The sequence below is a fragment of the Pseudoalteromonas rubra genome, assembly GCF_005886805.2.
GTDB lineage: Bacteria > Pseudomonadota > Gammaproteobacteria > Enterobacterales > Alteromonadaceae > Pseudoalteromonas > Pseudoalteromonas rubra_D.
On sequence record NZ_CP045429.1, the window covers coordinates 717380 to 741108 of the forward strand.

Annotated in this window: 18 protein-coding genes and 1 tRNA gene; 11 read left to right on the forward strand and 8 right to left on the reverse strand. The window is 50.3% G+C overall.

Features of this window, described 5'->3' with window-relative positions; translation table 11 throughout:
* Positions 1-92 precede the first annotated feature (92 nt).
* The 3 genes from CWC22_RS03150 to pepA all read right to left on the reverse strand — a co-directional run bounded on the left by CWC22_RS03150 (position 93) and on the right by pepA (position 5068).
* Positions 93-2939: a valine--tRNA ligase gene (locus CWC22_RS03150; RefSeq protein WP_138536141.1), complete on the reverse strand. Its 2847-nt coding sequence runs from the start codon at positions 2937-2939 to the stop codon at positions 93-95.
* Positions 2940-2962: 23 nt separating this feature from the next.
* Positions 2963-3409, reverse strand: coding sequence for a DNA polymerase III subunit chi (locus tag CWC22_RS03155; RefSeq protein WP_046004999.1), 447 nt, complete (start codon positions 3407-3409; stop codon positions 2963-2965).
* Positions 3410-3556: 147 nt separating this feature from the next.
* Positions 3557-5068, reverse strand: coding sequence for a leucyl aminopeptidase (pepA, locus tag CWC22_RS03160; protein ID WP_010383127.1), 1512 nt, complete (start codon positions 5066-5068; stop codon positions 3557-3559).
* A 231-nt stretch (positions 5069-5299) separates the two neighbouring features.
* Here pepA and lptF point away from each other — a divergent pair, with 231 nt between their 5' ends.
* The gene (lptF, locus tag CWC22_RS03165; RefSeq protein WP_040645066.1) at positions 5300-6412 is read left to right on the forward strand and encodes an LPS export ABC transporter permease LptF; all 1113 of its coding nucleotides are present in this window, start codon (positions 5300-5302) and stop codon (positions 6410-6412) included.
* Positions 6409-7479 (forward strand): LPS export ABC transporter permease LptG, encoded by a 1071-nt coding sequence (lptG, locus tag CWC22_RS03170; protein WP_125558180.1) that lies wholly within the window; start codon positions 6409-6411, stop codon positions 7477-7479. The genes lptF and lptG overlap by 4 nt, the downstream gene beginning before the upstream one ends.
* Before the next feature lie 65 nt (positions 7480-7544).
* Here lptG and CWC22_RS03175 read toward each other — a convergent pair whose 3' ends face one another.
* Positions 7545-8042, reverse strand: coding sequence for an RDD family protein (locus tag CWC22_RS03175; protein ID WP_138536143.1), 498 nt, complete (start codon positions 8040-8042; stop codon positions 7545-7547).
* A gap of 250 nt (positions 8043-8292) precedes the next feature.
* On the opposite strand from CWC22_RS03175, the gene CWC22_RS03180 reads away from it, so the two are divergent.
* The 3 genes from CWC22_RS03180 to CWC22_RS03190 all read left to right on the forward strand — a co-directional run bounded on the left by CWC22_RS03180 (position 8293) and on the right by CWC22_RS03190 (position 10228).
* A tRNA-Leu gene (locus CWC22_RS03180) sits at positions 8293-8377 on the forward strand.
* 743 nt (positions 8378-9120) lie between these two features.
* A complete protein-coding gene (locus tag CWC22_RS03185) occupies positions 9121-9522 on the forward strand; it encodes a DUF6746 family protein (RefSeq protein WP_021032861.1) in 402 nt (133 codons plus the stop codon).
* A gap of 277 nt (positions 9523-9799) precedes the next feature.
* Complete coding sequence (locus CWC22_RS03190) at positions 9800-10228, forward strand: BLUF domain-containing protein (protein WP_164517481.1); 429 nt, start codon at positions 9800-9802, stop codon at positions 10226-10228.
* Between the two features lie 72 nt (positions 10229-10300).
* On the opposite strand, the gene CWC22_RS03195 is transcribed toward CWC22_RS03190, so the two are convergent.
* The 3 genes from CWC22_RS03195 to CWC22_RS03205 all read right to left on the reverse strand — a co-directional run bounded on the left by CWC22_RS03195 (position 10301) and on the right by CWC22_RS03205 (position 13178).
* On the reverse strand, positions 10301-11545 hold the full coding sequence (locus CWC22_RS03195) for a uracil-xanthine permease family protein (RefSeq protein ID WP_138536145.1): 1245 nt from the start codon (positions 11543-11545) through the stop codon (positions 10301-10303).
* A gap of 10 nt (positions 11546-11555) precedes the next feature.
* Entirely contained in the window at positions 11556-12185 is a 630-nt protein-coding gene (upp, locus tag CWC22_RS03200; RefSeq protein WP_010383109.1) for a uracil phosphoribosyltransferase, read from the reverse strand.
* A gap of 132 nt (positions 12186-12317) precedes the next feature.
* Positions 12318-13178: a hypothetical protein gene (locus tag CWC22_RS03205; protein ID WP_138536148.1), complete on the reverse strand. Its 861-nt coding sequence runs from the start codon at positions 13176-13178 to the stop codon at positions 12318-12320.
* Positions 13179-13319: 141 nt separating this feature from the next.
* Between CWC22_RS03205 and CWC22_RS03210 the strand changes: the two genes are divergently transcribed.
* The 5 genes from CWC22_RS03210 (at position 13320) to CWC22_RS03230 (ending at position 20550) form a co-directional block, all read left to right on the forward strand.
* Positions 13320-13712, forward strand: coding sequence for a hypothetical protein (locus CWC22_RS03210; protein WP_125558168.1), 393 nt, complete (start codon positions 13320-13322; stop codon positions 13710-13712).
* Between the two features lie 154 nt (positions 13713-13866).
* Positions 13867-14355, forward strand: a complete 489-nt coding sequence (locus CWC22_RS03215) for a DUF411 domain-containing protein (protein WP_138536150.1) — start codon at positions 13867-13869, stop codon at positions 14353-14355.
* Complete coding sequence (locus tag CWC22_RS03220; protein WP_138536152.1) at positions 14355-15689, forward strand: TolC family protein; 1335 nt, start codon at positions 14355-14357, stop codon at positions 15687-15689. Before CWC22_RS03215 ends, CWC22_RS03220 begins: the two co-directional genes overlap by 1 nt.
* Positions 15682-17385 carry an efflux RND transporter periplasmic adaptor subunit gene (locus tag CWC22_RS03225; protein WP_138536154.1) on the forward strand — a complete coding sequence of 568 codons (1704 nt, stop codon included), beginning with the start codon at positions 15682-15684 and terminating at the stop codon, positions 17383-17385. Before CWC22_RS03220 ends, CWC22_RS03225 begins: the two co-directional genes overlap by 8 nt.
* 15 nt (positions 17386-17400) lie before the next feature.
* Complete coding sequence (locus CWC22_RS03230) at positions 17401-20550, forward strand: efflux RND transporter permease subunit (protein WP_138536156.1); 3150 nt, start codon at positions 17401-17403, stop codon at positions 20548-20550.
* A 5-nt stretch (positions 20551-20555) separates the two neighbouring features.
* On the opposite strand, the gene CWC22_RS03235 is transcribed toward CWC22_RS03230, so the two are convergent.
* On the reverse strand, positions 20556-21677 hold the full coding sequence (locus CWC22_RS03235) for a TRAP transporter substrate-binding protein (RefSeq protein WP_171044980.1): 1122 nt from the start codon (positions 21675-21677) through the stop codon (positions 20556-20558).
* 239 nt (positions 21678-21916) lie between these two features.
* Here CWC22_RS03235 and CWC22_RS03240 point away from each other — a divergent pair, with 239 nt between their 5' ends.
* Positions 21917-23728, forward strand: coding sequence for a sensor histidine kinase (locus CWC22_RS03240; RefSeq protein WP_138536160.1), 1812 nt, complete (start codon positions 21917-21919; stop codon positions 23726-23728).
* The last annotated feature ends 1 nt before the right edge of the window (position 23729 follow it).

Below are 23729 nucleotides of genomic sequence, written 5' to 3' on the forward strand. Positions count from 1 at the left end.
AACACGCACAATGAGTTGTAAAAAAAGAAGCCGCTTAGCGGCTTCTTTTTGAGATTTAACTTTGGGTCAGTTAACTGACTCAGGTTTAAATTTTACAGGCTTTCGATTTTGGCTTTTTGCTCAAGTAGCTTGGCTTTGGCGTCGCTGTACTCGGCCAGTTTGGCTTTCTCTTTATCAAGTACCGCAGGAGGAGCGTTGTTGACGAACTTCTCGTTTGCCAGCTTTTTCTCAACCTGTGTCAGGCCTTTTTCTGCCTTTTCCAGCTGTTTGGCGATACGGGCCATTTCGGCTTCGACATCAATCAGACCTGCCATAGGGATCATGATCTCAAGGTCACCAATAAAGGCGGTAGCGGATGCCGGGGCCTCGTCTTTGCTTGCCAGCACCTTGATGTCTTCCAGTTTAGCCAGTGAGCTCAGGAATGCCTGGTTGTCGTCAAGACGGCGTTGATCCTGCTCAGAGACATTGGCCAGTAACACGCTAAGCGGTTTACTTGGACTGATGTCCATCTCACCGCGAATGTTACGGATAGCCAGAATGAATTGTTTAACCCACTCCAGGTCTTCCATTGCTTGCGTATCTACCTGCTCAGCATCAAACTGCGGGAAGCGCTGCAACATGATGGTGTTTGCTTCGATACCAGCCAGTGGTGCAACACGCTGCCAGATGGTTTCTGTGATGTAAGGCATCAGCGGGTGCATCAGGCGTAGCAGGCCTTCCAGAACCGTGATCAGGGTGTGGCGTGTACCACGTTGCTGGGCTTCGTTGCCCTTGAACAGAATTGGCTTAGTCAGCTCCAGGTACCAGTCACAGAACTGGTTCCAGGTGAACTCGTAGATGGTATTCGCGGCCAGGTCAAAGCGGTAGTTGTCTAGGTGCTCAGTGAAGGTTTTCACTGTGTTCTGGAACTGACCCAAAATCCAGCGATCCGCCAGAGACACCTGCATCTCGCCACCGTTGAAACCACAATCCTGTTCTTCGGTGTTCATCAGCACGTAACGGCTGGCGTTCCACAGCTTGTTACAGAAGTTACGATATCCTTCCAGACGGTTCATATCCCAGTTGATATCACGACCGGTTGAGGCCATAGCAGCCAGGGTAAAGCGCAGCGCATCGGTGCCGTGTGCTTCAATACCATCAGCAAAAGTCTTACGAGTGTTCTTTTCAATCTTTGCGGCCAGCTGCGGCTGCATCATGTTGCCGGTACGCTTCTGAACCAGGCTTTCCAGATCGATACCATCGATCATGTCCAGCGGATCCAGTACATTACCTTTTGACTTAGACATCTTGTCGCCATTTTCGTCACGGATCAGACCGGTCACGTAAACGGTTTTAAATGGCACCTGAGGTTTGCCTTGGTCGTCTTTCACAAAGTGCAGTGTCATCATGATCATACGGGCAACCCAGAAGAAAATGATGTCGAAACCAGTCACCAGCGTGTCTGACGGGTGGAACATCTTCAGGTCGTCAGTATTTTCTGGCCAGCCTTGGGTTGAGAAGGTCCACAGCGCAGAAGAGAACCAGGTATCCAGTACATCATCATCCTGGCTCAGAACGACATCGTCTGCCAAGTTGTTATCGCGGCGTACTTCGGCTTCATCGCGACCAACGTAAACATTGCCTTCGTTGTCATACCAGGCCGGGATACGGTGTCCCCACCATAGCTGACGAGAAATACACCAGTCCTGAATATCGCGCATCCAGGAGAAGTACATGTTTTCGTACTGTTTAGGCACGAACTGAATGTCACCGTCTTCTACGGCTTTGATTGCCGGCTCAGCCAGTGGCGCAACGCGTACATACCATTGGTCAGTTAGCAGTGGCTCAATGACCACACCAGAGCGGTCGCCGTAAGGAACCGTCAGGCTGTGGTCGTCGATTTTTTCCAGCAGGCCAGCTTGTTCAAACTCATCAACAATCAGTTTGCGGGCATCGAAACGGTCAAGACCATGAAAGCGCTCAGGTAATGGTGCATCCAGCTCCAGTGGCTTACCATCAAAAGTGAAGGTTTCGCCTTCACTCAAAATCGCCGCATCTTTGTTGAAGACGTTGATCATGGGCAGCTGATGACGCTTACCAACTTCGTTATCGTTGAAGTCGTGCGCTGGTGTGATCTTCACACAGCCTGTGCCTTTTTCCATGTCTGCGTGTTCGTCGGCAACGATTGGGATACGACGATTGACGATTGGCAGTAAGATCTCTTTGCCGATCAGGTCCTGATAACGCTCATCATCCGGGTTGACTGCCACACCGGTGTCGCCCAGCATGGTTTCCGGACGCGTTGTTGCCACTACAATGTAGTCTTTGCCGTCTTTGGTTTTAACACCATCAGCCAGCGGGTAACGCAGGTTCCACATGTGGCCCTGCTTGTCTTTGTTTTCTACTTCCAGATCAGAAATCGCGGTGTGCAGTTTTGGATCCCAGTTAACCAGGCGCTTACCGCGGTAGATCAGGTCGTCTTTATATAAACGAACAAAGACTTCTTTAACTGCTTCAGACAGGCCGTCGTCCATAGTAAAGCGCTCACGATCCCAGTCTACCGATGCACCCAGGCGACGAAGCTGCTTGGTGATGGTGCCACCTGACTCGTTTTTCCACTGCCAGATACGGTTGATAAACTCTTCGCGGCCCAGGTCGTGACGGGTTTTGCTTTCTTCAGCGGCCAGCTTACGCTCAACAACCATTTGGGTTGCGATACCAGCGTGGTCTGTTCCCACCTGCCATAAAGTATTTTTGCCCTGCATACGCTGGTAGCGGATCAGGGTGTCCATGATGGTGTCCTGGAAGGCGTGGCCCATGTGCAGGCTACCCGTGACATTCGGTGGTGGGATCATGATCGAATAGGCATCGCCCTGACCTGATGGCTTAAAGTAGCCATTCTCTTCCCAGCCTTGGTACAAAGACTGTTCGATATCTTGCGGATTATAGGTTTTATCCATTACACAGAACCTTAAAAAATACTTTAGTTGTCAATTTCTTTGGTTGAAATTTCAGCGCCGAGCTGACGCAGTTGCATGAACCGCTGGCGTGCCGCGTGTTTGGCATTGCTTTCAACCGGCACAAAATCGTAGATCTTGTCGAATCGGCGCACAAAATCCGGCAGCTGTTGTGCCAGATTAATTAAAATGGTGCGTCTGCCAACTGGTGGCATCTGGCCGATCTCGACCGGTGCGCCCCCTTTGGGGCCTTCGCCTTGCAGGTTGTGAGGTACAAAACTGTCGGCCTCAAAACACCACAAGTGCTCGTCAACCGCATGGGCATCTTCAACGCTGTCCACGTAAATAAAGACACGTTGTCCGGCGCGGTACAGCTTTGCGGCGCTGCGTGCGGCGAGATCAAAATGAGCCGGCACTGGCTTGCCCGGCTCATTGTCCTGCTTTAATACAAAAAAGCGTGCGTTGATGGTCATGACATGTGGTTTTCTAGCTAGCGAAACGCCCTGTCACAAGGGGAAAGCCTTTAAATGACACGGCGTTCAAAATAAAGCCGCATTCTGACACAGAATACGGCTATCATCAATCAACGTGGTGCGCGACATCGGCTGTCACAGCATGAATTAGTCCTGAGGTTGCTCAGTCACGTCCACGCGGTTAAGCAGGTATTGCATTAACATAGGGACCGGGCGACCGGTTGCGCCTTTATTGGCACCACTGCGCCAGGCTGTCCCTGCGATGTCCAGGTGTGCCCAGTTGTACTTCTTGGTGAATTTAGACAAGAAGCAGGCGGCGGTAATCGTCCCGGCAGGGCGACCACCCAGGTTGGTGAAGTCGGCAAACGGGCTTTTCAATTGTTCCTGATAGTCATCCCACAACGGCAGTTGCCATGCGCGGTCGCCACTTTGCTCAGACGCTTTAAGTAAGTCATGCGCCAACGGGTTGTGGTTCGATAACAAACCGGTTGCATGATGGCCCAGGGCGATAATACAGGCACCGGTCAGGGTGGCCACGTCAACGACCACTTCTGGTTCAAACGCTTCAACATAGGTCAGTGCATCACACAGGACCAGTCGGCCTTCTGCATCGGTATTGAGTACTTCAACCGTCTGGCCAGACATAGTAGTCAGGATGTCACCCGGGCGATAAGCATTGCTGCTCGGCATGTTTTCACAGCCAGCCAGCACGCCGATGACGTTCAGAGGCAGTTGCATTTGCACGACGGCACGCATCAGACCCAGTACACCGGCGGCGCCACCCATGTCGTATTTCATCTCGTCCATGCCTTCGCCTGGCTTAATAGAAATACCGCCTGAATCAAACGTCAGGCCTTTACCGACGAACACGATAGGCGCTTGCTTTTGTGGGGCGCCGTTATAATGGATCACCGACATCACGGATTCATTGTCACTACCGCGACCAACTGCCAAATATGAGTGCATACCCAGCTCTTCCATTTCCTTTTCGCCAACCAGATTAACCGTGACGTTGTCGAATTCATCGGCTAATGCCTGAGCCTGCTCACCTAAGTAGCGAGGATTACAGATATTTGGCGGCATGTTTGCCACGTCTTTGCATAAAGTGGCACCGGCCGCGATGGCCAGTCCATGCTCGATGGCGCTCTCGCCAATCGGCAATTCACGGCGTGTTGGTACGTTAAAAACAATTTTACGTAGTGGACGACGTGCTTCGCTCTTTTTGCTTTTCAGCTGATTAAAGGTGTAAAGGCTGTCCTGAGTGGTTTCGACGGCCTGGCGAACTTTCCAGTAAGTATCGCGTCCTTTAACGTGCTGTTCAGTCAGAAAGCAAACGGCTTCCATTGAACCTGTGTCATTTAAGGTGCTGATGGTTTTGGCGATGATCTGTTTGTACTGTTTGTCGTCTAGTTCACGCTCTTTACCACAGCCCACAAGTAGCACACGTTCACTCAATACGTTTGGTACATGGTGAAGTAAAAGCACCTGGCCGGGTTTACCTTCTAGGTCTCCGCGGCGCAGCAGATTAGAAATATACCCTTCGCTGATTTTATCCAGCTGCTCCCCTACGGGTGAAAGGCGGCGTGGTTCGTATACGCCGACAACAATACACGCACTGCGTTGTTTTTCTGGGCTACCACTTTTTACGCTGAATTCCATTGCGACTCCTGAGTCAATGTGCTGTCTTTTTTGAACTTTTTATGCCTCAGCCACTCCATTTCTAGGTGCTGAACTAAAAAACGGCTAACTGACGCGTGCATTTGGCGCTTTAGCCTGTTGCTTTAGTAGGATATTTGGATCCGATGGCATATAATAAAGTGATTAAAATAACCAGTTTACTCAAAATTTCCTACTATTCCAGTGAAATGAGACGTTTTATAGGGGCGGACATTGCTTATTTTTCGATATCTGACTGCTGAGATATTAAAATCTCAGGTCGCCGTTTTTATGACCCTTATGACCATCTTCATCTCGCAGAAGTTTGTCCGGATTTTGGCTGAGGCCTCAGGTGGCAGCATTCCGGGAAAACTTGTTATGTCTTTTCTGGCCCTAAACTTACCTAAGCTGGCGGTATATATCCTGCCATTAAGCTTATTTTTGGGCATTATCCTCGCCTATAGTCGGGTCTATGCTGACAGCGAAATGACAGTGCTTAAAGCGTGCGGCGTCAGTGAATGGTATGTCGTGCGCGTGACTTTGGTGTCCAGTTTTGTGATTGCGTTGATGGCTGCTGTGCTGAGCTTATATCTGGCGCCCTGGGCGGGTGAAAAAGAAAATCAGCTGCGCGAACAAGCCAATGCAGAATCCGGGCTCAGTCAGATCCGGGCCGGGCGCTTCCAGCAAACGGGCAATGAAAAGGCGGTGGTATTTGTCCACAACACCAGTGATCAGGGCAAAGAGCTAAATCGAGTGTTTGTTGCTCAGTTACCCGATCGCGATTCAAATCAGGCTGCACGTATCGTGTTTGCTCAGAATGGCCGGGTTGTTGAAGAGGGAACCGGTGAGCAGCAGCTGGTGCTCAGTGAGGGAAAACGATTCGAAACCGACGGTTTCAGTCAGGCGCTGAACAAAACTGAGTTTAGCAGCTACCAGGTGCAGATCCGTGAGCAGGAAATTGAACAGCGACGTCGTAAGCTTGAAGACTTGCCCTCGTCCAGCCTGCTGCAGATGGGCACACCCGAGGCTATTGCCCAGTTCCAGCTACGTTTATCTGTGCCAATTTCTATTATTTTGCTGACCTTACTGGCGGTTCCGCTGAGTGTCGTTAATCCCAGACAGGGTAAGTTTGCCAAACTGGTTCCGGCGATTTGTATTTATCTGGGTTACTTTATCATGCTCAATGCGGGTAAATATCTGGTCGCCGAAGGTAAGGTACCAACCTCGGTTGGCTTGTGGTGGATCCACTTGTGTGTGTTATTTATTGGTGCTTACCTGATAGCCAAAGGCCGGCCTTTTGGTGTTTGGGTGCGCGCTATGCTGTTAAAACGGGAGCCACAGCAATGATGAAAACCCTGGATTGGTATCTCGGGCGCAGCATTTTACAAACCACAGGCTTTGCCTTGTTGGTGTTTGTGGGGATCAATACCTTAATTAAATTTATTGAGCAGTTACGCTCTGTGGGTCGTGGCACCTATGATGTCATGGATGCGTTGCTGTTCACGCTGTACAGCATGCCCAGTGATATTGTGGTGTTCTTTCCAATGGCGGCTCTGATTGGTGGCCTGACCGGGCTTGGGGCTTTGGCTTCGAGCAGCGAATTAGTGGTGATGCAGGCTGCGGGGATGTCGCGATTACAGATCATTGGGTCGGTGATGAAATCGGCAATTGTGCTGGCATTATGCATGATGGCATTGGGTGAGTGGGGCGCGCCACAGGCCGAAAAAACGGCTAAACAACTGCGTAATCAGGCAATTAATGGTGGTGAGGTGTTTGAGGCGCAGCAGGGCGTGTGGGCCAAAGATGGCAGTAATTTTATTAATATTGCTAACATCGAAAAATCCGGCAATCTGCAAAATATCAATATTTATCATTTCGATGATGATCTTAACCTGCTGAAAATCACCCGTGCTAAGTCTGGTACTGCGACCGATGACGGTTGGCAGCTTAAAGCCATTGAGGAAGTGACCATTGAAGAGCAACAGATCACTACGCAATACGCTCAGACACTTAATTATGCATCACAGCTGACGCTGGACCGACTGGACGTGGCTTCGGTAGAACCAGACGCATTGTCTTTCTCTGGATTGTGGTCGTATTTGCAGTATCTGAAGCAAAATGAGCAGGACACCAGTAACTATGAACTGGCGCTGTGGCGCAAAGTGATGCAACCGGTCACGATTGCAGTAATGCTGCTGGTAGCTCTGTCTTTTATATTTGGGCCACTACGTTCTGTGAGCATGGGCGCGCGTATTATCATGGGGGTGATCACCGGGCTTATCTTCCACCTGAGCAACGAAATTTTCGGTCCAATCGTTATGGTGTATCAGATCCCGCCGGTCGTAGGGGCTGTGATGCCTAGCGTCTTATTTACCGCAACGGCGTTTTATCTTCTTAACCGCCAACGCGGGTAAGAAAGAGGATGAAAACAAAAAAGCCTGACTGAGTCAGGCTTTTTTGTTGCAATGCTATGACCTTCTTAATCCAGGCTGTCGTAAATGCGTTTGTTCTCTTCTTTGCTCAGCACCACGACTTCAGTGCCACAAATCATATCTTGCAGAGCGCGTTTGTGTTTAAAGTCGAGTAATACCAGCAGGTTACCCAGCCCCAGCAATGCGCATAAGGCCCGTGCACAAGCTCTTGGCCAGCCGAGTAGCTCACCATCTGGCGTTTGTACTTTCAGTCGCCAGGCGCGCATGCCGATGGTTTGACCGCTTTTAACCCAAAAGTAAGCAAAAAACAGCACAGATACGGCAATCAGCACAAATCCGCGGAAAAATGACAACAGGGGAGAGGCCTGAATCAGCGCTGACACGTCTTCATGGTTTCCTTGTGAGATCCAGCCCAAAGAGATAAAGCCTTCAATTATCAATAAAAAAACCACCATGGATAGCATTGCAAATGCAATCACAACCAGACCATCATAGATCAGAGATGCAAGACGACGGGTTAAGCCCGCACGGGGAAACGAAGCCATTTAGTTCACTCATTAAAGCCGAAATATGACTTATTCTACCTGATTTTTAATCTAACACTAAAAAACCCGACTAGTTTTCAGCGACTGTTCATTTACCAAGCACTTAAACGACGTTTTGTAAAAAATGCTTGCTACCCTCCCGCCAATTTGTATAATGCTGGGCATAGAGACGAAGGCATATAAAACAAAGCCTAAGCTCAAAGTGGTTTTTCTTTATTTTCTCTTGGTTAGAAGATTAAAGAAAAATTATGCCAGTGTGATGGAATTGGTAGACATGACGGATTCAAAATCCGTTGCCTTCGGGCGTGGCGGTTCAAGTCCGCCCACTGGTACCACTTTTTATAACCCTGACCGATTAGGTCAGGGTTTTTTTATGCCTGAATTTTAATGTTTTGTTGAGTGTGGTGTAGGACTTGAGCCCCACGCCGGGCGTGGCACTGATATAAGTTAAGAGTCCGCTCAAGGGTACCACTTTTTATAACCCAGCTTTTTAGCTGGGTTTTTTTATGCCTAAATTTTAATGTTTAGCCGAGTGTGGTGTCGGACTTGAGCCCCACGCCGGGCGTGGCACTGATGTAAGTTAAGAGTCCGCTCAAGGTTACCACTTTTTATAACCCAGCTTTTTAGCTAGGTTTTTTATAGCTGAGATTCAAAGAACCATGCTGAAGTTCGAAGCAGTGTTTGGACTTGAGCGCATGGTGGGTTAATTCAATCTCCTCTTTGCTCGCTGAACGCGTACCTTAGCCAGCAGGTACCAATGCTGTTTTCACTCAGATCATTATGTCAGTAAGGTGAGCTCAAACCTTTATCTGAGGCGGGCTCAAATTCAATAATCGGCGATTTTTGAGAAAATGATAAATTTTTTCCAGTATTGAACGTCTAGTAAGATCAGAGCAAAGCGGTTTTTGGCCTGTGACGTTTTAATATCGCAACGCGCGCTGGCTATCAGGTGCAATCCCGACAACTTTTAAAGAGGCTCAGGGATTGTTAAAATACACCTCCAGTTGCCGGTTTTATCAGTACCCAACAATTAAAAACCGCCCTATTGACCCTTATACTTCAACAATAGAGAGATAAAATGAGAACTTTAATTGTATTACTTATGGCTGCTGTTTTTTCAACAACGGTACAAGCGAGTGATGAATCGGGCGAAAAATCTATTCAACACCTTAAAGTGGCAGACGTGACTTCCATCGAAGATGCAAGAAAGATTTTCATTGAAAAAACCTCAGAAATTAGAAGCAAACGAGATCTGGACGAAGCTGAGTTACAGCAGATCCACGTGATCACGTATACGCTTGAGAAAAGCGTTGAATTTTTCACATTTAACCTTATCGGCGACAACAAAAAGCTCGCAGATGATCTTGCGGTTGTGGTAGAAAACATCCACCTTAATTCAGAAAGAAACCGTAAAGAGCAGACTAAAAAGCACCTTAATCAGTATTTTGTGTTAGCAGACAGACTGATTGCGAGTTTTTAATTTAGCACGCTGAGCACGCCTTTCTATACTGACGAGGCCGGGTGAACCTGGCCCCGTTGTCCTCCCCACAGCTCCACAACGTATATTCATCGCAAGCGCAAATTAAGCAGGCTGGCGGATTGGGCCTATAGCGTCCTGGCAGCCGTGTCCGGCCAATTGGCGTTTACATTATTGATACATATAAGGTGTTCGGGCCGGCCCTTTTGTTCCATTGATTGGTTTTGCGCAATAACTGCGTTCGACTATGCTTATCTTCAGGGTGAACAAGGGGGTTTCCATGGCCTTGATAGAGCTTATTTATGTCAGCACTGTAACGGCACCTCTGTCTGATGAGCAGTTGGTTGAGTTAAATCGTTTTTGCAAATCGACTAATCAGCTCAATGGCATTTCCGGCATGTTACTTTATGATGGACATCACTTCATGCAAGTGATTGAAGGTGAAAGAGATCATGTTGAGCGTTTGTATAAGAATATTCAACAAGATCCAAGGCATACCGAAGTGGTCGCGTTGATCATTAACGACCTGCCAAAGCGTAATTTTTCGCGTTGGTCCATGGGGGTGATTGATCTCTCCAAACATCCGAGTTATCGCAAGGTCAAAACGACACGGCCACACCGACGGCTGCCGCTCAGTTATAAGTTGCTTAAGTCATTTCGCGATCAAGAAATGGAGTTTGAAGAGCGGGTCAGAAAATCGTTTGGTTGAAGTCTAAATTGGTGCTTCATAACGGACAGAGCGACCTTGGAATGGTCGCTCTGTTGTCACACCAATTAAGCGTTATGCGGCTGGTTTTGGGTGAGGCAGCACCAGGTTAAGCACAATGCCAAGAATGGCGCAAAGGCTTACCCCTTGTAGACTAAACTCTGTACCACCCAGTTGCATTCCACCAATACCAAATACCAATATCAGTGCAATGATGCTGAGGTTACGGGGGGCACTGAGGTCGGTTTCTGATTTCACTAAAGTGTTTAAACCGACGACCGCGATTGAGCCAAACAACAGGGTCATGATCCCGCCCATCACCGGCGTTGGAATGGTTTGCAAGCTGGCGCCCATCTTACCGACAAATGCCAGCACGATGGCTATCACCGCTGTCCAGGTCATTACCTGAGGGTTGAAGTTGCGGGTCAGCATAACGGCACCGGTTACTTCTGAGTAGGTGGTATTGGGTGGGCCGCCAAACAAAGAAGCCGTTGAGGTTGCCAGGCCATCTCCCAGCAAAGTGCGGTGCAGGCCGGGTTTTTCGAGGTAATCTTTACCTGTGACGTTACTGATCGCCATCATATCGCCGATATGTTCAATGGCCGGGGCAATGGCCACAGGCACCATAAACAGAATGGCCGGCCAGTAAAACTCTGGCCAGACAAAGGCAGGGACGGCCAGCCAGCTGGCATTGTGCACCGCATCAAATTGTACGATACCAAATGTCAGAGATAAGCCGTAACCTGTGATGATACCCGCCAGAATAGGGATCAGGCGGAAAATTCCTTTGGCTGTCACTGCCACGATTAAGGTGACTATCAGTGAGGATAATGAAATGATCAATGCCTGATCGTAGGCTACCAGCTGAGCACTGCCGTCACCACTTTTACCCATGGCCATGTTCACCGCAACAGGCGCAAGGGCCAGTCCGATGACCATAATGACCGGGCCAACCACCACGGGGGGTAAGATCTTATGCAGAATATCGGCACCTTTAAAGCGTACCAGCAAGCTCAGCAGGATATAGGCAAACCCGGCTGCCATGAGCCCACCCATAGTGGCGGGGATCCCCCACACCTGCACGCTGGCAATGATTGGGGCGATAAACGCAAAGGAAGACGCCAGAAAGACCGGCACTTGTCCGCGGGTGACAAACTGAAACACCAAAGTACCGAGGCCTGCTGTAAACAGCGCGACATTGGGGTCCAGGCCAGTCAGCAGAGGCACCAGCACGAGTGCTCCAAAGGCAACAAAGAGCATCTGAGCACCGCTCAGTATGGTCTTGAGCGATGTCAGAGAATTAAGGGAGGTGTTGGACATTCAGGGCGTCCTACACAGTGCCAAAAATTTTGTCACCGGCGTCGCCCAGTCCAGGCACTATGTAACCTTTTTCATTCAGGTGACTGTCCAACGAGGCGGTAAAAATCTCGACATCAGGGTGTGCCGCCAGAGTTTTTTCCACCCCTTCAGGCGCGGCGACCAGCACAATCACTTTGATCTCTTTACAGCCCGCTTTCTTTAACATGTCGATTGTGGCAATCATTGAACCACCGGTGGCCAGCATAGGGTCAATCACCAGGCCCATGCGCTCTTCAATGTTACCAACGAGCTTTTCAAAGTAAGGCACAGGCTCAAGTGTTTCTTCGTTGCGTTGCAGCCCGACCACACTGACCTTAGCGCTTGGGATCAACTGCATCACACCTTCCATCATCCCCAGCCCTGCGCGCAGGATAGGCACAACGGTGATTTTCTTGCCTTTGATGTGCTGTACGGTGAGGTCATCACCCTGCCAGCCTTTGATGGTAATATCTTCTAATGGGATGTCTTTGGTTGCCTCATAGGTCAGCAAAGTGCCCACTTCCTGACATAACTCGCGAAAGCTTTTTGTGCTGATCCCGTGCTCGCGCATCAGGCCAAGTTTATGCTGTACAAGTGGGTGTTTGATTACATGAATACTCATTGAAAAGATACTCCAAATAAAATTTAACGCTATTTTAGCTTAGCTATTTGAGAATTACCCTGAGATAACGCAAATAATTTATTCAATGAGTTAGGTGTAGTTTACAGCACTCAATGTAGATAGCTTAAAAGCTTAGTATGCTGGCAGAGGCAGCTGTACGGCCTGAGCAGCGGCGGGTAGTGTGAGGTGAATAACGCGTCGTTCCGACAACCGGTGGCGTTGTTGTAAGTAACCAAAATGCTTGCGCATTAGGCGGGTTTGCAATCCATTCCTTTGCGCACGTTCCAGTGCTCGGGTGAGAATGGAAATATGGGCTTTGTTTTGTGGGTGCAGATAAAAATGAAAATCCAGCGGGTAGCTGAGTACCAGATTAGGTTCGATGATCAACCCATCGCTCAGTGGGTAATCATCTATTTCATTGATGCCCCGAGAGAAGTAATCAAACCCCCGATTGCCGCCTGTGAGCATACGCACTATCGTGCCGTGGTCGCTGGCACTTTCAATATAAGGCAGCTGATTGGCCTGCCAGATCTGCGTGTCATACCAGCCGGGCGCAAAAACGCCGACTAATTTACTGTCCCGAAAAGAGTCCAGTGATTGCACGGCATCAAAGCGTGCCTGGGTTCGCTGATGGATCAATAGCAGCCTTTTGCCAATCAAACTTTGTGTCAGTGGCACATTGATTTTGTGAAATGTGGCATCGCGTTGCGGTGTTGCCAGCCGCATTATCATGGTGATTTGGCCACTGTTTAGTAATCTGGATTCACGTTTATATAAAGGGTTAGGGGTCATGGTGAGTGTCAGGTTATAGCCAAGGTCTGCCAGCGAGACATGCAGCAGCTCACTGATGTACTTTTGCAGCTTAACCTGGCGGACAGGGAGGGTGATATGAAGTTCCGGGGGCGTCGCGTCTTTGCTTATTTGCTGTGCCCTGACGGGCGAGAAAAGCTGCACAACGACAAGTAAAAAAATAAGGCTTTGTACTATCCACACAAATTGACTACCCAACCACACAAACTGACTACCCAAAAACCACCGTCACAATTAGTATAGGCAATTTATCGCTATTATTATGCGATGCTTTTCTTTTTTTATTGTTTATGTGAGAATCTGACCCGTTACCCTGAGGGCCTTATGAATAAATTCACCGCAACATTACTGATGATACTCGCTTTGTTTGCCTTTGTTGTGCAAGGTATGGCGAATGCTGTGGTGGCGTGTGAAGCACATATGCAGGGCCACGACATGCCAGGGACCATGATGACACATCAGCATGCGTCAATGGACAATCACCTTATGTCGCACAGTGAGTCAAATATGATGAGCCATTCGCAGCACGCAATGGATTGCTGCGACGATGACAGTGAGTGTGTATGTCTGACTCATGCTTGCGGTAGCGCCCAACTGCTGCCTGTGGCTGAATTCTCTTTGGCAACAGACCTTAGCTATACGGCTGCTTTATGGCAGGAAAACCAACCCCCGGTTGCTGTCGCTCGATCTCTTTATCGTCCCCCCATTTTTGCCTGACCCAGGTGAAGTGCGTCTGAAATTCGGCATCTGAGCCTGTTTATCCAACTTCTTTTGATGATTTCACTGCATTTTGCAGTGTGATGTTTACATTGATTCTGACCCGGGCATGCCATATCGAGTTGCTGTGGGCCAGAAGGAGACGGAGGCAAGTGTGTCCTTTACTACCAATAAATATTTTCTATTTCTGAGTGCCTGTTTGTTTTGGTTGCTGAGCCTGAGTAGTTACGCTCAGAGCAGCCCGAAGCAGGCTTTAACTGTGTATAAAACGCCAACCTGTGGCTGTTGTAAAAAATGGCTGTCGCACCTGCTTGAGCAAGGTGTAAACGCACAAGGGCAGGAACTGGCATCGCTCAGTGCAATTAAGTCACGGTATGGGATCGCTGCGCGTTATCGTTCATGCCACACCGCTGTCAGTCACGATGGCTGGGTATTTGAAGGGCATGTCCCGGCCAGGTTTATTCAACAATTTTTAGCCAATCCCCAGAAGGACGCTATCGGTCTTGCTGTGCCAGCCATGCCGCTGGGATCGCCGGGTATGGAGGTGGGCGGCCGCTTCATGCCCTATCAGGTTCTGCTTTTGATGAAAGACGGCAGCCACCAGATCTATGCGCAGGTGAATACCTATAAGGAGCAGTTTTGATGCAACCTCTTACTATCCGGATAGTCAGTTTGACACTGTTGAGTGCACTGACATTGAGTGTCACTGCCGTACAGGCGTCGGAGCGATTGTCATTACAAAAAGCAATTGAGCTGGCAACGAAACAGGATCCGATATTACAAAAGCAGCATTACCAGCAGCGCGCAACACAAGCGCAAAGCGTTGCTGCCGGTACCTTGCCGGACCCCAAAGTGGCTTTATCTATGATGAATCTGCCTGTAGATGGCTGGCAGCATGACCGTGAAGCAATGACGCAGCTCAAAGTGGGCGTGAGTCAGCAGTTTGGTCGGGGTGACGAGCTGGCACTGAAACGTCAGCAGCTGATGATTGCCAGTAGCAAATATGCCTTGCTGCGAGCCGACCGCACTGCGCAGATCCGCGCTCAGGTGAGTCAATTATGGCTCGATACGTACCTGGCAGAGCGCACCATCGCTTTGATTGAGCAGGACAAAGCACTTTTTGAGCAACTGGTTGATGTGAGTAAGGCCAGTTATGCCAATGCCGTGGGGCGTACCCGTCAGCAGGATGTGATCCGCGCTCAGCTGGAGCTGGTGCAGTTGGATGACCGTCTCAATGTCGAATATCAAAAACGCGACGCCGCACGTGCTCAGCTAATGTCCTGGCTACAAAGCGGCCAGATACAAACGGCCTGGTCTGATACCCGCTTAGCTCAGGGGCTTCCATCACTTCAGGTTGCGGTTCCGACGCTGTTTGTACAAGGCAAGCCGGATATGCAGCGGTTGCTAAACCGGCTAACCAGTCACCCAGTGGTGCTGGCGCAGGACGTGCGTATTGAGGTCGCCGCAAAAGGCGTCGCGATTGCCCGTCAGCAATATAAACCGCAGTGGGGCGTGAACGCCAGTTATGGTCATCGCAGTGATATGCCTGATGGCAGCAGTCGGGCGGACTTTTTCTCAGTGGGAGTGAGCGTTGATGTGCCTTTGTTTACTGCTAATCGTCAGGACCAATGGCTGAGTGCCTCACAGGCTGATCAGGAAGCGATCAAAACGGACAAGCTGTTGCTGCTCAGAGACTTGTCAGGTCAGGTTGAAAAAGAAGCGAGCCAGCTGAGGCGCCTGTCTGAGCGTCAGGTTTTGTACCGGGAGCAACTGTTACAGCAAACCTACGAGCAGGCCGAAGCCGCTCTGACGGCCTACACCAATGACAGTGGCGATTTTGCCGAAGTGGTGCGCGCTCGGATCGCTCAGTTGAATGCCAGAGTGGCCGCAAAACAAATTGACGTAGATGCGCTGAAAGCCGTTGCTCGATTGAACTATTACCTCACGACTTACCAGCCAGGAGCTGCACATGAATAACACACTTAAACTCTTGCTGGCTGGACTATCTGGGGGCGCACTGAGCTATGTTGTGATGACGATGAGCACAGCTCCGTCTGACACGCCGCAAGGTGAAGATAACAGTAAGCAGCCACTCTACTGGGTCGCACCAATGGACAGTAATTACCGCCGTGATAAGCCCGGTAAATCGCCGATGGGCATGGATTTGGTGCCTGTCTATGCAGAGAGTGAGACGCAAGAGGCCGGCGCGGTCACTATCTCACCTGAAGTGGTGAATAACCTGGGGATGAGAACGGCTATCGTGGAGACCGGCCCGCTGCACAGCATGATCTCGACAGTCGGTTACGTACAATATGATGAAGATAAGCTGGTGCACATTCATCCGCGCGTTGATGGTTGGGTAGAAACCTTATACATCAAAGCCGCCGGAGAGCCGGTGGAGCAGGGGCAGCCTCTGTACTCGCTCTATTCACCGCAGCTGGTAAATGCTCAGGAAGAGTTTCTGATCGCCCTGAACCGCAACAATGCCGCGCTGATCAAAGCAGCACGGGAGCGTTTAATGGCATTGCAATTGTCGGCTGATTTTATTCGCAGTTTAGAAGCGCAGCGTCAGGTACGCCAGACCATTACTTTTTATGCCCGCCAGAGCGGTGTAGTCGCCGATCTGAAGATCCGTGAAGGTTTTTATGTCAATCCGGGCAATACCCTGATGAGCATTGCTCAGCTGGATCAGGTTTGGGTGGAAGCCGAAGTGTTCGAGCGGGATACTGCGCTGGTTAAGGCTGGCCAGCCGGTTGTGATGACACTGGATTATTTACCCGGTAAGCGTTGGCAGGGCAGCGTAGACTATGTTTATCCGACGTTGAATGAAACGACCCGAACGCTGCGGGTGCGGCTCAAGTTCGACAATGCTGCACGGGAGCTGAAACCCAATATGTTTGCTCAGGTGCAGATCCAGGCGGGCAGCAAAGCAGACACCATGTTGGTGCCTAGTGAGGCGGTGATCCGCACCGGTAAGCAGGACAGGGTGGTTGTTGCGCTGGGCGAGGGACGCTTTAAGTCCGTCGCAGTGACCTTGGGTCGGGTCGGTCTCGAACAGATTGAGATCCTGGAGGGGCTGCAACAGGATGATCGGGTCGTTACATCGGCTCAGTTTCTGATTGATTCAGAGTCCAGCAAAAGCTCCGACTTTAAGCGTATGAGTGCTGATGCAAAACCGACTCAGGTCTGGATGGCCGGTACGGTGAATCACTATGAGGCGCAGTCAAACGTGATCAATATTACCCATGATGCCGTGCCCGAGTGGGAATGGCCAGAAATGACCATGGACTTTCAGCTGGCTGATAAGCTCGATAGCAGTGCGCTTAAAACCGGACAGTCACTACATTTTGAGGTCACCAAAACGGATGCCGGGTATGAAATCACCACCATTCATATTATGGCTGAACCGACCCTTCCAACGGCAACCGTGGGGGGCCACATCAAGGCAATAGACATCGCGTCTCGCATCGCCACAATCCATCGCGGCGCGATTGAAAAATGGGGGCGTGACCCCGCCACGATGGACTTCGTCATAGCCGAGGATATCGACTTGAAGGCGTTTAACGCTGGCGATCAGATAACCTTTACCTTTGAGGTGGGGGATGACTTTGTTGTAACCGAGATGCAGCACGGTGAGCAAGCCCCGGCTATGTCTGATCATGCACACCATTAAGCCAGGAGGACAATCATGATAGCAGCAGTCATAACCTGGTCTTTGCACAATCGTGTGCTGGTCCTGCTGAGCACTTTGATGCTGGTGGCTGGCGGTTTATTTGCCGTTAAGCAAACGCCGGTTGATGCCATTCCGGATCTGTCGGATGTGCAAGTGATCGTAAAAACCAGTTATCCGGGTCAATCGCCACAGGTGGTCCAGGATCAGGTGACTTTTCCGCTCACCACCGCCATGTTGTCGGTGCCCGGCGCAACCACAGTGCGGGGTTACTCCTTTTATGGTGATTCCTATGTGTATGTGATTTTCGATGACGACACCGATCTCTACTGGGCGCGCAGTCGGGTACTGGAATACCTTAGTCAGGCAGCCAACTTATTGCCATCAACCGCCAAGCCACAACTTGGGCCGGACGCGACCGGCGTAGGCTGGGTGTATATTTATGCCCTGACCGACCGCTCGGGTCAGCATGACATCAGTCAGCTGCGTAGCCTCCAGGACTGGTTTTTGAAATACGAGTTACAAACGGTACCGGGGGTATCCGAAGTCGCGTCGGTGGGCGGCATGGTAAAGCAATATCAGGTACAAGTTGATCCGGATAAACTGCGTGCCTATGGGTTGCCTTTGAGCCATATTCAGCAAGCACTGCAGCGGGGCAACCAGGAAACCGGGGCGTCTGTGATTGAAATGGCGGAAGCCGAATATATGGTCACGGCTACCGGATACATTCGCTCCGTGACTGATATTGCTCAGATCCCTCTTGGCCTCAATGCACAAGGGACCGCACTGACCATGGGAGATGTGGCACAGATCACGCTTGGCCCGCAAATGCGCCGGGGCATTGCCGAACTCAATGGCGCAGGCGAAGTAGTCGGTGGTGTCGTGGTGATGCGCTTTGGTGAAAATGCTCAGCAAACCATTGCGGGCGTGAAGACCCGGCTCGCTGAGTTGCAAGCGTCCTTACCTGAGGGGGTTGAGGTCGTTACTGTGTATGATCGCAGTCAGCTGATTGAGCGGGCAGTGGATAATTTATGGCAGAAACTGCTTGAAGAGTTGCTGGTCGTAGCTGTGATTTGTGTGGCCTTCCTGTTCCATTTACGCTCTTCGCTGGTGGCCGTGATCACCTTACCGCTGGGGATATTGGTGGCCTTTATCGTGATGTACTTTCAGGGGATCAACGCCAACATCATGTCGCTTGGCGGCATTGCCATTGCCATTGGTGCGATGACGGATGGCGCCATTGTGATGATAGAAAACCTCCACAAGCACATGGAAAAGACCCCGTTAACCGATGACAATCGCTGGCAAATAGTGGCAAAAGCGGCGACTGAAGTCGGGCCTGCCTTGTTCTTCAGTTTGCTTATCATCACCGTATCGTTCTTGCCGGTGTTTATTCTTGAGGCGCAGGAGGGGCGCATGTTTGCACCTTTGGCGTATACCAAAACCTATGCCATGGCAGCTGCGGCCGGACTGGCCATTACCTTGGTGCCGGTGCTGATGGGATATTTTATTCGGGGAAAAGTCACGCCTGAGCGCAAAAATCCGCTTAACCGTTTGCTGATTGCTGCGTATATGCCGTTGCTTCGTCAGGTCATGCGTTTTCCTAAAACCACGTTGTTAGCGGCAGTGACGCTGACCGTGGCAGGGTTTTACCCGCTGAATAAAATTGGCAGCGAGTTTATTCCGCCGTTGGATGAGGGCGACCTCATGTATATGCCAACTACGTACCCGGGGATTTCTATCGGCAAAGCGCGTGAGCTGTTACAGCAAACAGATAAGCTTATTGCCACGGTGCCGGAAGTGGATAATGTATTTGGTAAAGTCGGGCGTGCTGAGTCGGCCACCGATCCGGCACCATTGACTATGATTGAGACCTTTATTCAGCTTAAGCCCCGCAGCGAATGGCGAGCGGGGATGACGACCGACAAGCTTAAAGCAGAGCTGGACCGCCTGGTAAAACTGCCAGGTGTTAGTAATGCCTGGGTGATGCCAATCAAAACCCGTATCGACATGCTGGCAACGGGGATCAAAACGCCGGTGGGGGTCAAGATTGCAGGTCCGGATCTGGCCGTGATTGAATCACTGGGCCAGCGTCTTGAAAGCATTCTTAAAACAGTGCCTGGCACCGCTTCGGTGTATTCAGAGCGCGTTGCTGGTGGGCGCTATATCAAAGTGGATATTCGTCGCGAGCAGGCTAGCCGCTTTGGACTTAATATTGCTGACGTACAGCAGGTTGTGGCCACCGCAATTGGCGGCATGAATGTCACACAAACTGTGGAAGGACAGGAGCGATATCCGGTTAATCTGCGCTATCCACAGGATTACCGCAGCTCGCCTGAACAGCTGGCTCGTTTGCCTATCGTAACGCCCACTGGGCAGCGGATCGCCCTTGGTGATGTCGCGGATGTCTACGTTGAAAGCGGTGCGCCGGGGATCAAAAGTGAAAATGCCAGGATCAATGGCTGGACCTTTGTTGACATCGATGGGGTTGACTTGGGCAGTTATGTTGAACAGGCGCGTAGTGTGGTCGCCGAGGAACTGGATTTACCTGCCGGATACTCACTGAACTGGGCTGGCCAGTATGAGTATATGATCCGCGCACAGGAAAAGCTCAGCTATGTACTGCCGCTGACATTAGCGATCATCATGTTGCTCTTGTACCTCAATTTCCGTCGATTTGGAGAGGTAGCGTTGATCCTGCTGACTTTGCCCATGGCTACCATCGGGGGCTTGTGGTTAATGTACTTGCAAGGCTTTAACTTCTCCGTTGCCGTTGGTGTCGGCTTTATTGCACTGGCCGGTGTCGCGGTTGAAATAGGGGTGATCATGCTGGTATATCTGGAACAAGCTTTTAAAGACTTACAAAGTGAGGCGCAATCCCGCCAGGCGCCTGTCAGTGAGTCGCAGTATATCGACGCTTTGCTGCAAGGGGCTGCGCTGCGGGTTCGACCTGTGATGATGACGGTATCGACGATCATTATCGGCTTACTGCCCATCTTATATGGTACGGGCACGGGGTCTGAAATTATGAGCCGGATTGCCGCGCCTATGGTGGGTGGCATGTTGAGTGCGTTGGTGTTAGCGTTATTGGTATTGCCTGTGTGCTATAGCCTGATGAAAAAGCCGGCGTTGCGACAGTTCAACGCGCACATGCAACAGCATAATTAACTGCATTAAGTTGGGAAAGTCAGCCCATTGTTGACCTGAGTGGCTGCCACAAAGGCATCAAAGGCGCTGAGTTTCCCTAACAATGCCACCTTGGTCGCGTGCCATTCTCTGCGCTGATAACCGCCAATCTCTTGCCAGCTGGCCATCTCATCGGCGCTTGGATAATAAATCGTGGCACCATTTCTGAGCAGGCCGCGCTGGCAGTATAGCGCAGCCTGACGGGCCATAGATAAATGCTGCACAAAGGTTTTTTCTGCCCCTTCCCAGACGGCAATACGCAGCTTGCGCGGTAAGGATTTAAGCCACCTTTGATTGATCACTGACACCCAGCCATCTTGTACTGAATTGATTAAAGAGACGGCCCCGATATGTTGATTCAGACCATTTGGTCCATTGTATAACCCAGTCACAGAGGGGTCGAGGGCATCAAAGCGTTTGTTGGCGGCCAGCATCGCCGCTTTGTGCCAGGCGACCTGGACGGGAGTGGTACCACACAGCTGATAAAATTGTCTCAGCACCTGGCTCACGGGCACGCGAAAAACCACATCAATGATATCACTGGGTGTTTTCAGCAGCTTGCCATACTGACGGGTGGAGGTCAGTGTTCTGGCGCCGGGTAAATGATATAGCAGGATCGCGACATCGCTCCGGGTGCGGATCTGCTCGGTCACCTGCTGCTGCCACAAATCGGAAGTGATCAGATTCAGGTAAGCCTGAGATTCAGCGGCCCAAAATGGAATGTTTAATATATCCAGTTTAGGCACTATGGGGGAGAGATTAGACACACTCAGCAGCGCCCCCTGGATCACGCCTCGTGAAACTTGTACTGCCAGGTCATGACCAACTCCCTGACTGCCTTTATCGCGGATTTCGACACAAATCTTACCGTTAGAAAAGTCTTCAATGTTGTGTTTGAGTTGCTGATGCATATGAGGTGATGAGAGCCAAAGTTCGCTGTTATAGGGCGAAGCAAATATCAGTTTGTAACGAGCGCCAGGACAGGTTTGTGGTAGTGCCATCGCTGTGGGTGGCCACGCACTGACTAGCGGCAGTAGCGCGGCGCTTTGGCGTATAAAGGTACGTCGACTTGGGGATGGTGGGCTTTCGGTTTTACTCAAGTTGCTCATGCCTTCATTCATGGTAACGACAGCCCAAACAACATCGATTTGCATAAGCCACAATGTTAAAGTCTAGACGCCATTGCAATAAATGGAAAACCGGGCTTTGGGTGATAAGTTAGATGTGTATTTTAAGCGGGTACATATGAAACCGAAAAGCGGAATGGAGCAAAGTCCGTGGCTGGGCTCGCCGAACCTGCCGATGTTGTCTAAGCTTAGGAAGAACGGGGCAAGTCGGGAACTTATTTGTGCAGCTAAAACAGTCACTTTTGTTATTTAAAGTGGCCGCAGTTGGTGCGGCGGTGATCATTGCGACGGTGAGCTGGTTTCTTTATCGGGAGCTGGACCACAGTAAGCAACTCAATGATCATCTGTTCAAATTACAAACCCAGATCCAGCGCTTGTTGGATCAGGAAGAGCGGTTTGTGATTGAAAGACAAAAAGCCTCACTGTTGTCCATTGATGATTATCGCTATGCATACCGCGATAGCTTTAACGAGTTAGTTGCGTTACTGGTCACCGATCATCAGCACCTTGAGCTGATGTTTAAACTGGATGAGCAGGTTAACCGCTTTGCTGAGTTGTATGAACAGTTGGCCTCCATGCAGGCATTATTAGGTTACGACAAAGACGATGGCGTTTATGGCGAATTCCGCAGTAAAGCGCATGCCCTGCAGGCACTGGCCAAAGAAGCACAAGATCCGCAATTAGAAATTCTGCTGCTGGAGCTGAGGCGGCGGGAAAAAGATTTTTTGCTGAGGCTGGACAGAAGCTACCTGAATCAGCATGGTGATTTGATCCAGCAAGCCAAGAACCGCATCCGGGCGCAATTTCCGGCGCGTGCTGATGCCTATTTAATGACGCTGGAGCAATATCAGAACGGCTTTATCGTTTATACCAATGTGTTGCAAAAGCAGGGGCTGGACCACAACCAGGGAGTGCGTGGTGAGCTGGGCGAGTTGAAGTTGGCTATTCGCGGCCACTTTACCATAGTGGCCAAGCAACTCTTCAGCGCTTATCAGGAAGAGCAGCAACAGCTGATCCTGATCAGCTTATTATCGATCGTGTTAAGCAGTGGTTTTAGCTTGTTACTGCTGTACTATCTCAATAGCCGGGTGTCCGAGCAGGTGATGGCGATCGGTCGGGTACTGGTCAGAGTGGCTAAGCATGAAGACTTTTCTTTGCGGGTTAACCTGAACAGCGAAGACGAAATTGCCCAGATTGGTCACCACCTGGACGAGCTGCTGGACTTTATTGAGACACTGATGGCACGACTCAGCGCGGCTCAGCAGCGGCTGATCGAAGAGGCTAAAATGGCCAGTCTGAGTAACATGGTGAGTGGCTTTGCCCATGAGCTGAATACACCGCTGGGTATTGCCATTACCAGCCAGTCGCATCTCAAAGAACAGGTGGAGAGCATGCGCCGTGATCTGGACAGTGGGCAGCTGAAAAAACAGACCTTGACCAACCTCATCGGAGAGGCCGAATCGGCGTTGTTTTTGCTCGAAAATAACTTACACCGCACGGCATCTCTGATTGATGACTTCAAAAAAGTATCGGCGCAGCAGCATTATGATACGGAAATGGAGTTTGATCTGAAAACCCTGGTAGAAGGCGTGTTTGATTGCTATCGCAGTGATTTATCGGAGGATGAATACAAAATTGAGGTCGAAATACCGGATAACCTGATCCTCAGTAGTTACCCCAATGTGTTCAATCAGATTATCAGTTACAGTCTGAATAACAGTATTTTGCACGGCAAACACCCGGACAGACCGTTGACCATCATTGTGTCGGCGCACATAGTGAATGACTATGTGCATTTTTATTTTAAAGACGACGGGCAGGGCATAGACAAAGAACTGCTGCCTGTGATCTTTGAGCCCTTTGTGACGTCGAAACGACATTCGGGCGGGACCGGACTGGGTCTCAGTATTATTTATAACCTGGTGACGCAAAAGCTGGGCGGGGAGATTAAAATACAAAGCCCCGCACATGGCGGGGCTTGTTTACACATCATTCTGGCGAACACACAATTTAAGCTGGTGTCGCCAGAGTAAC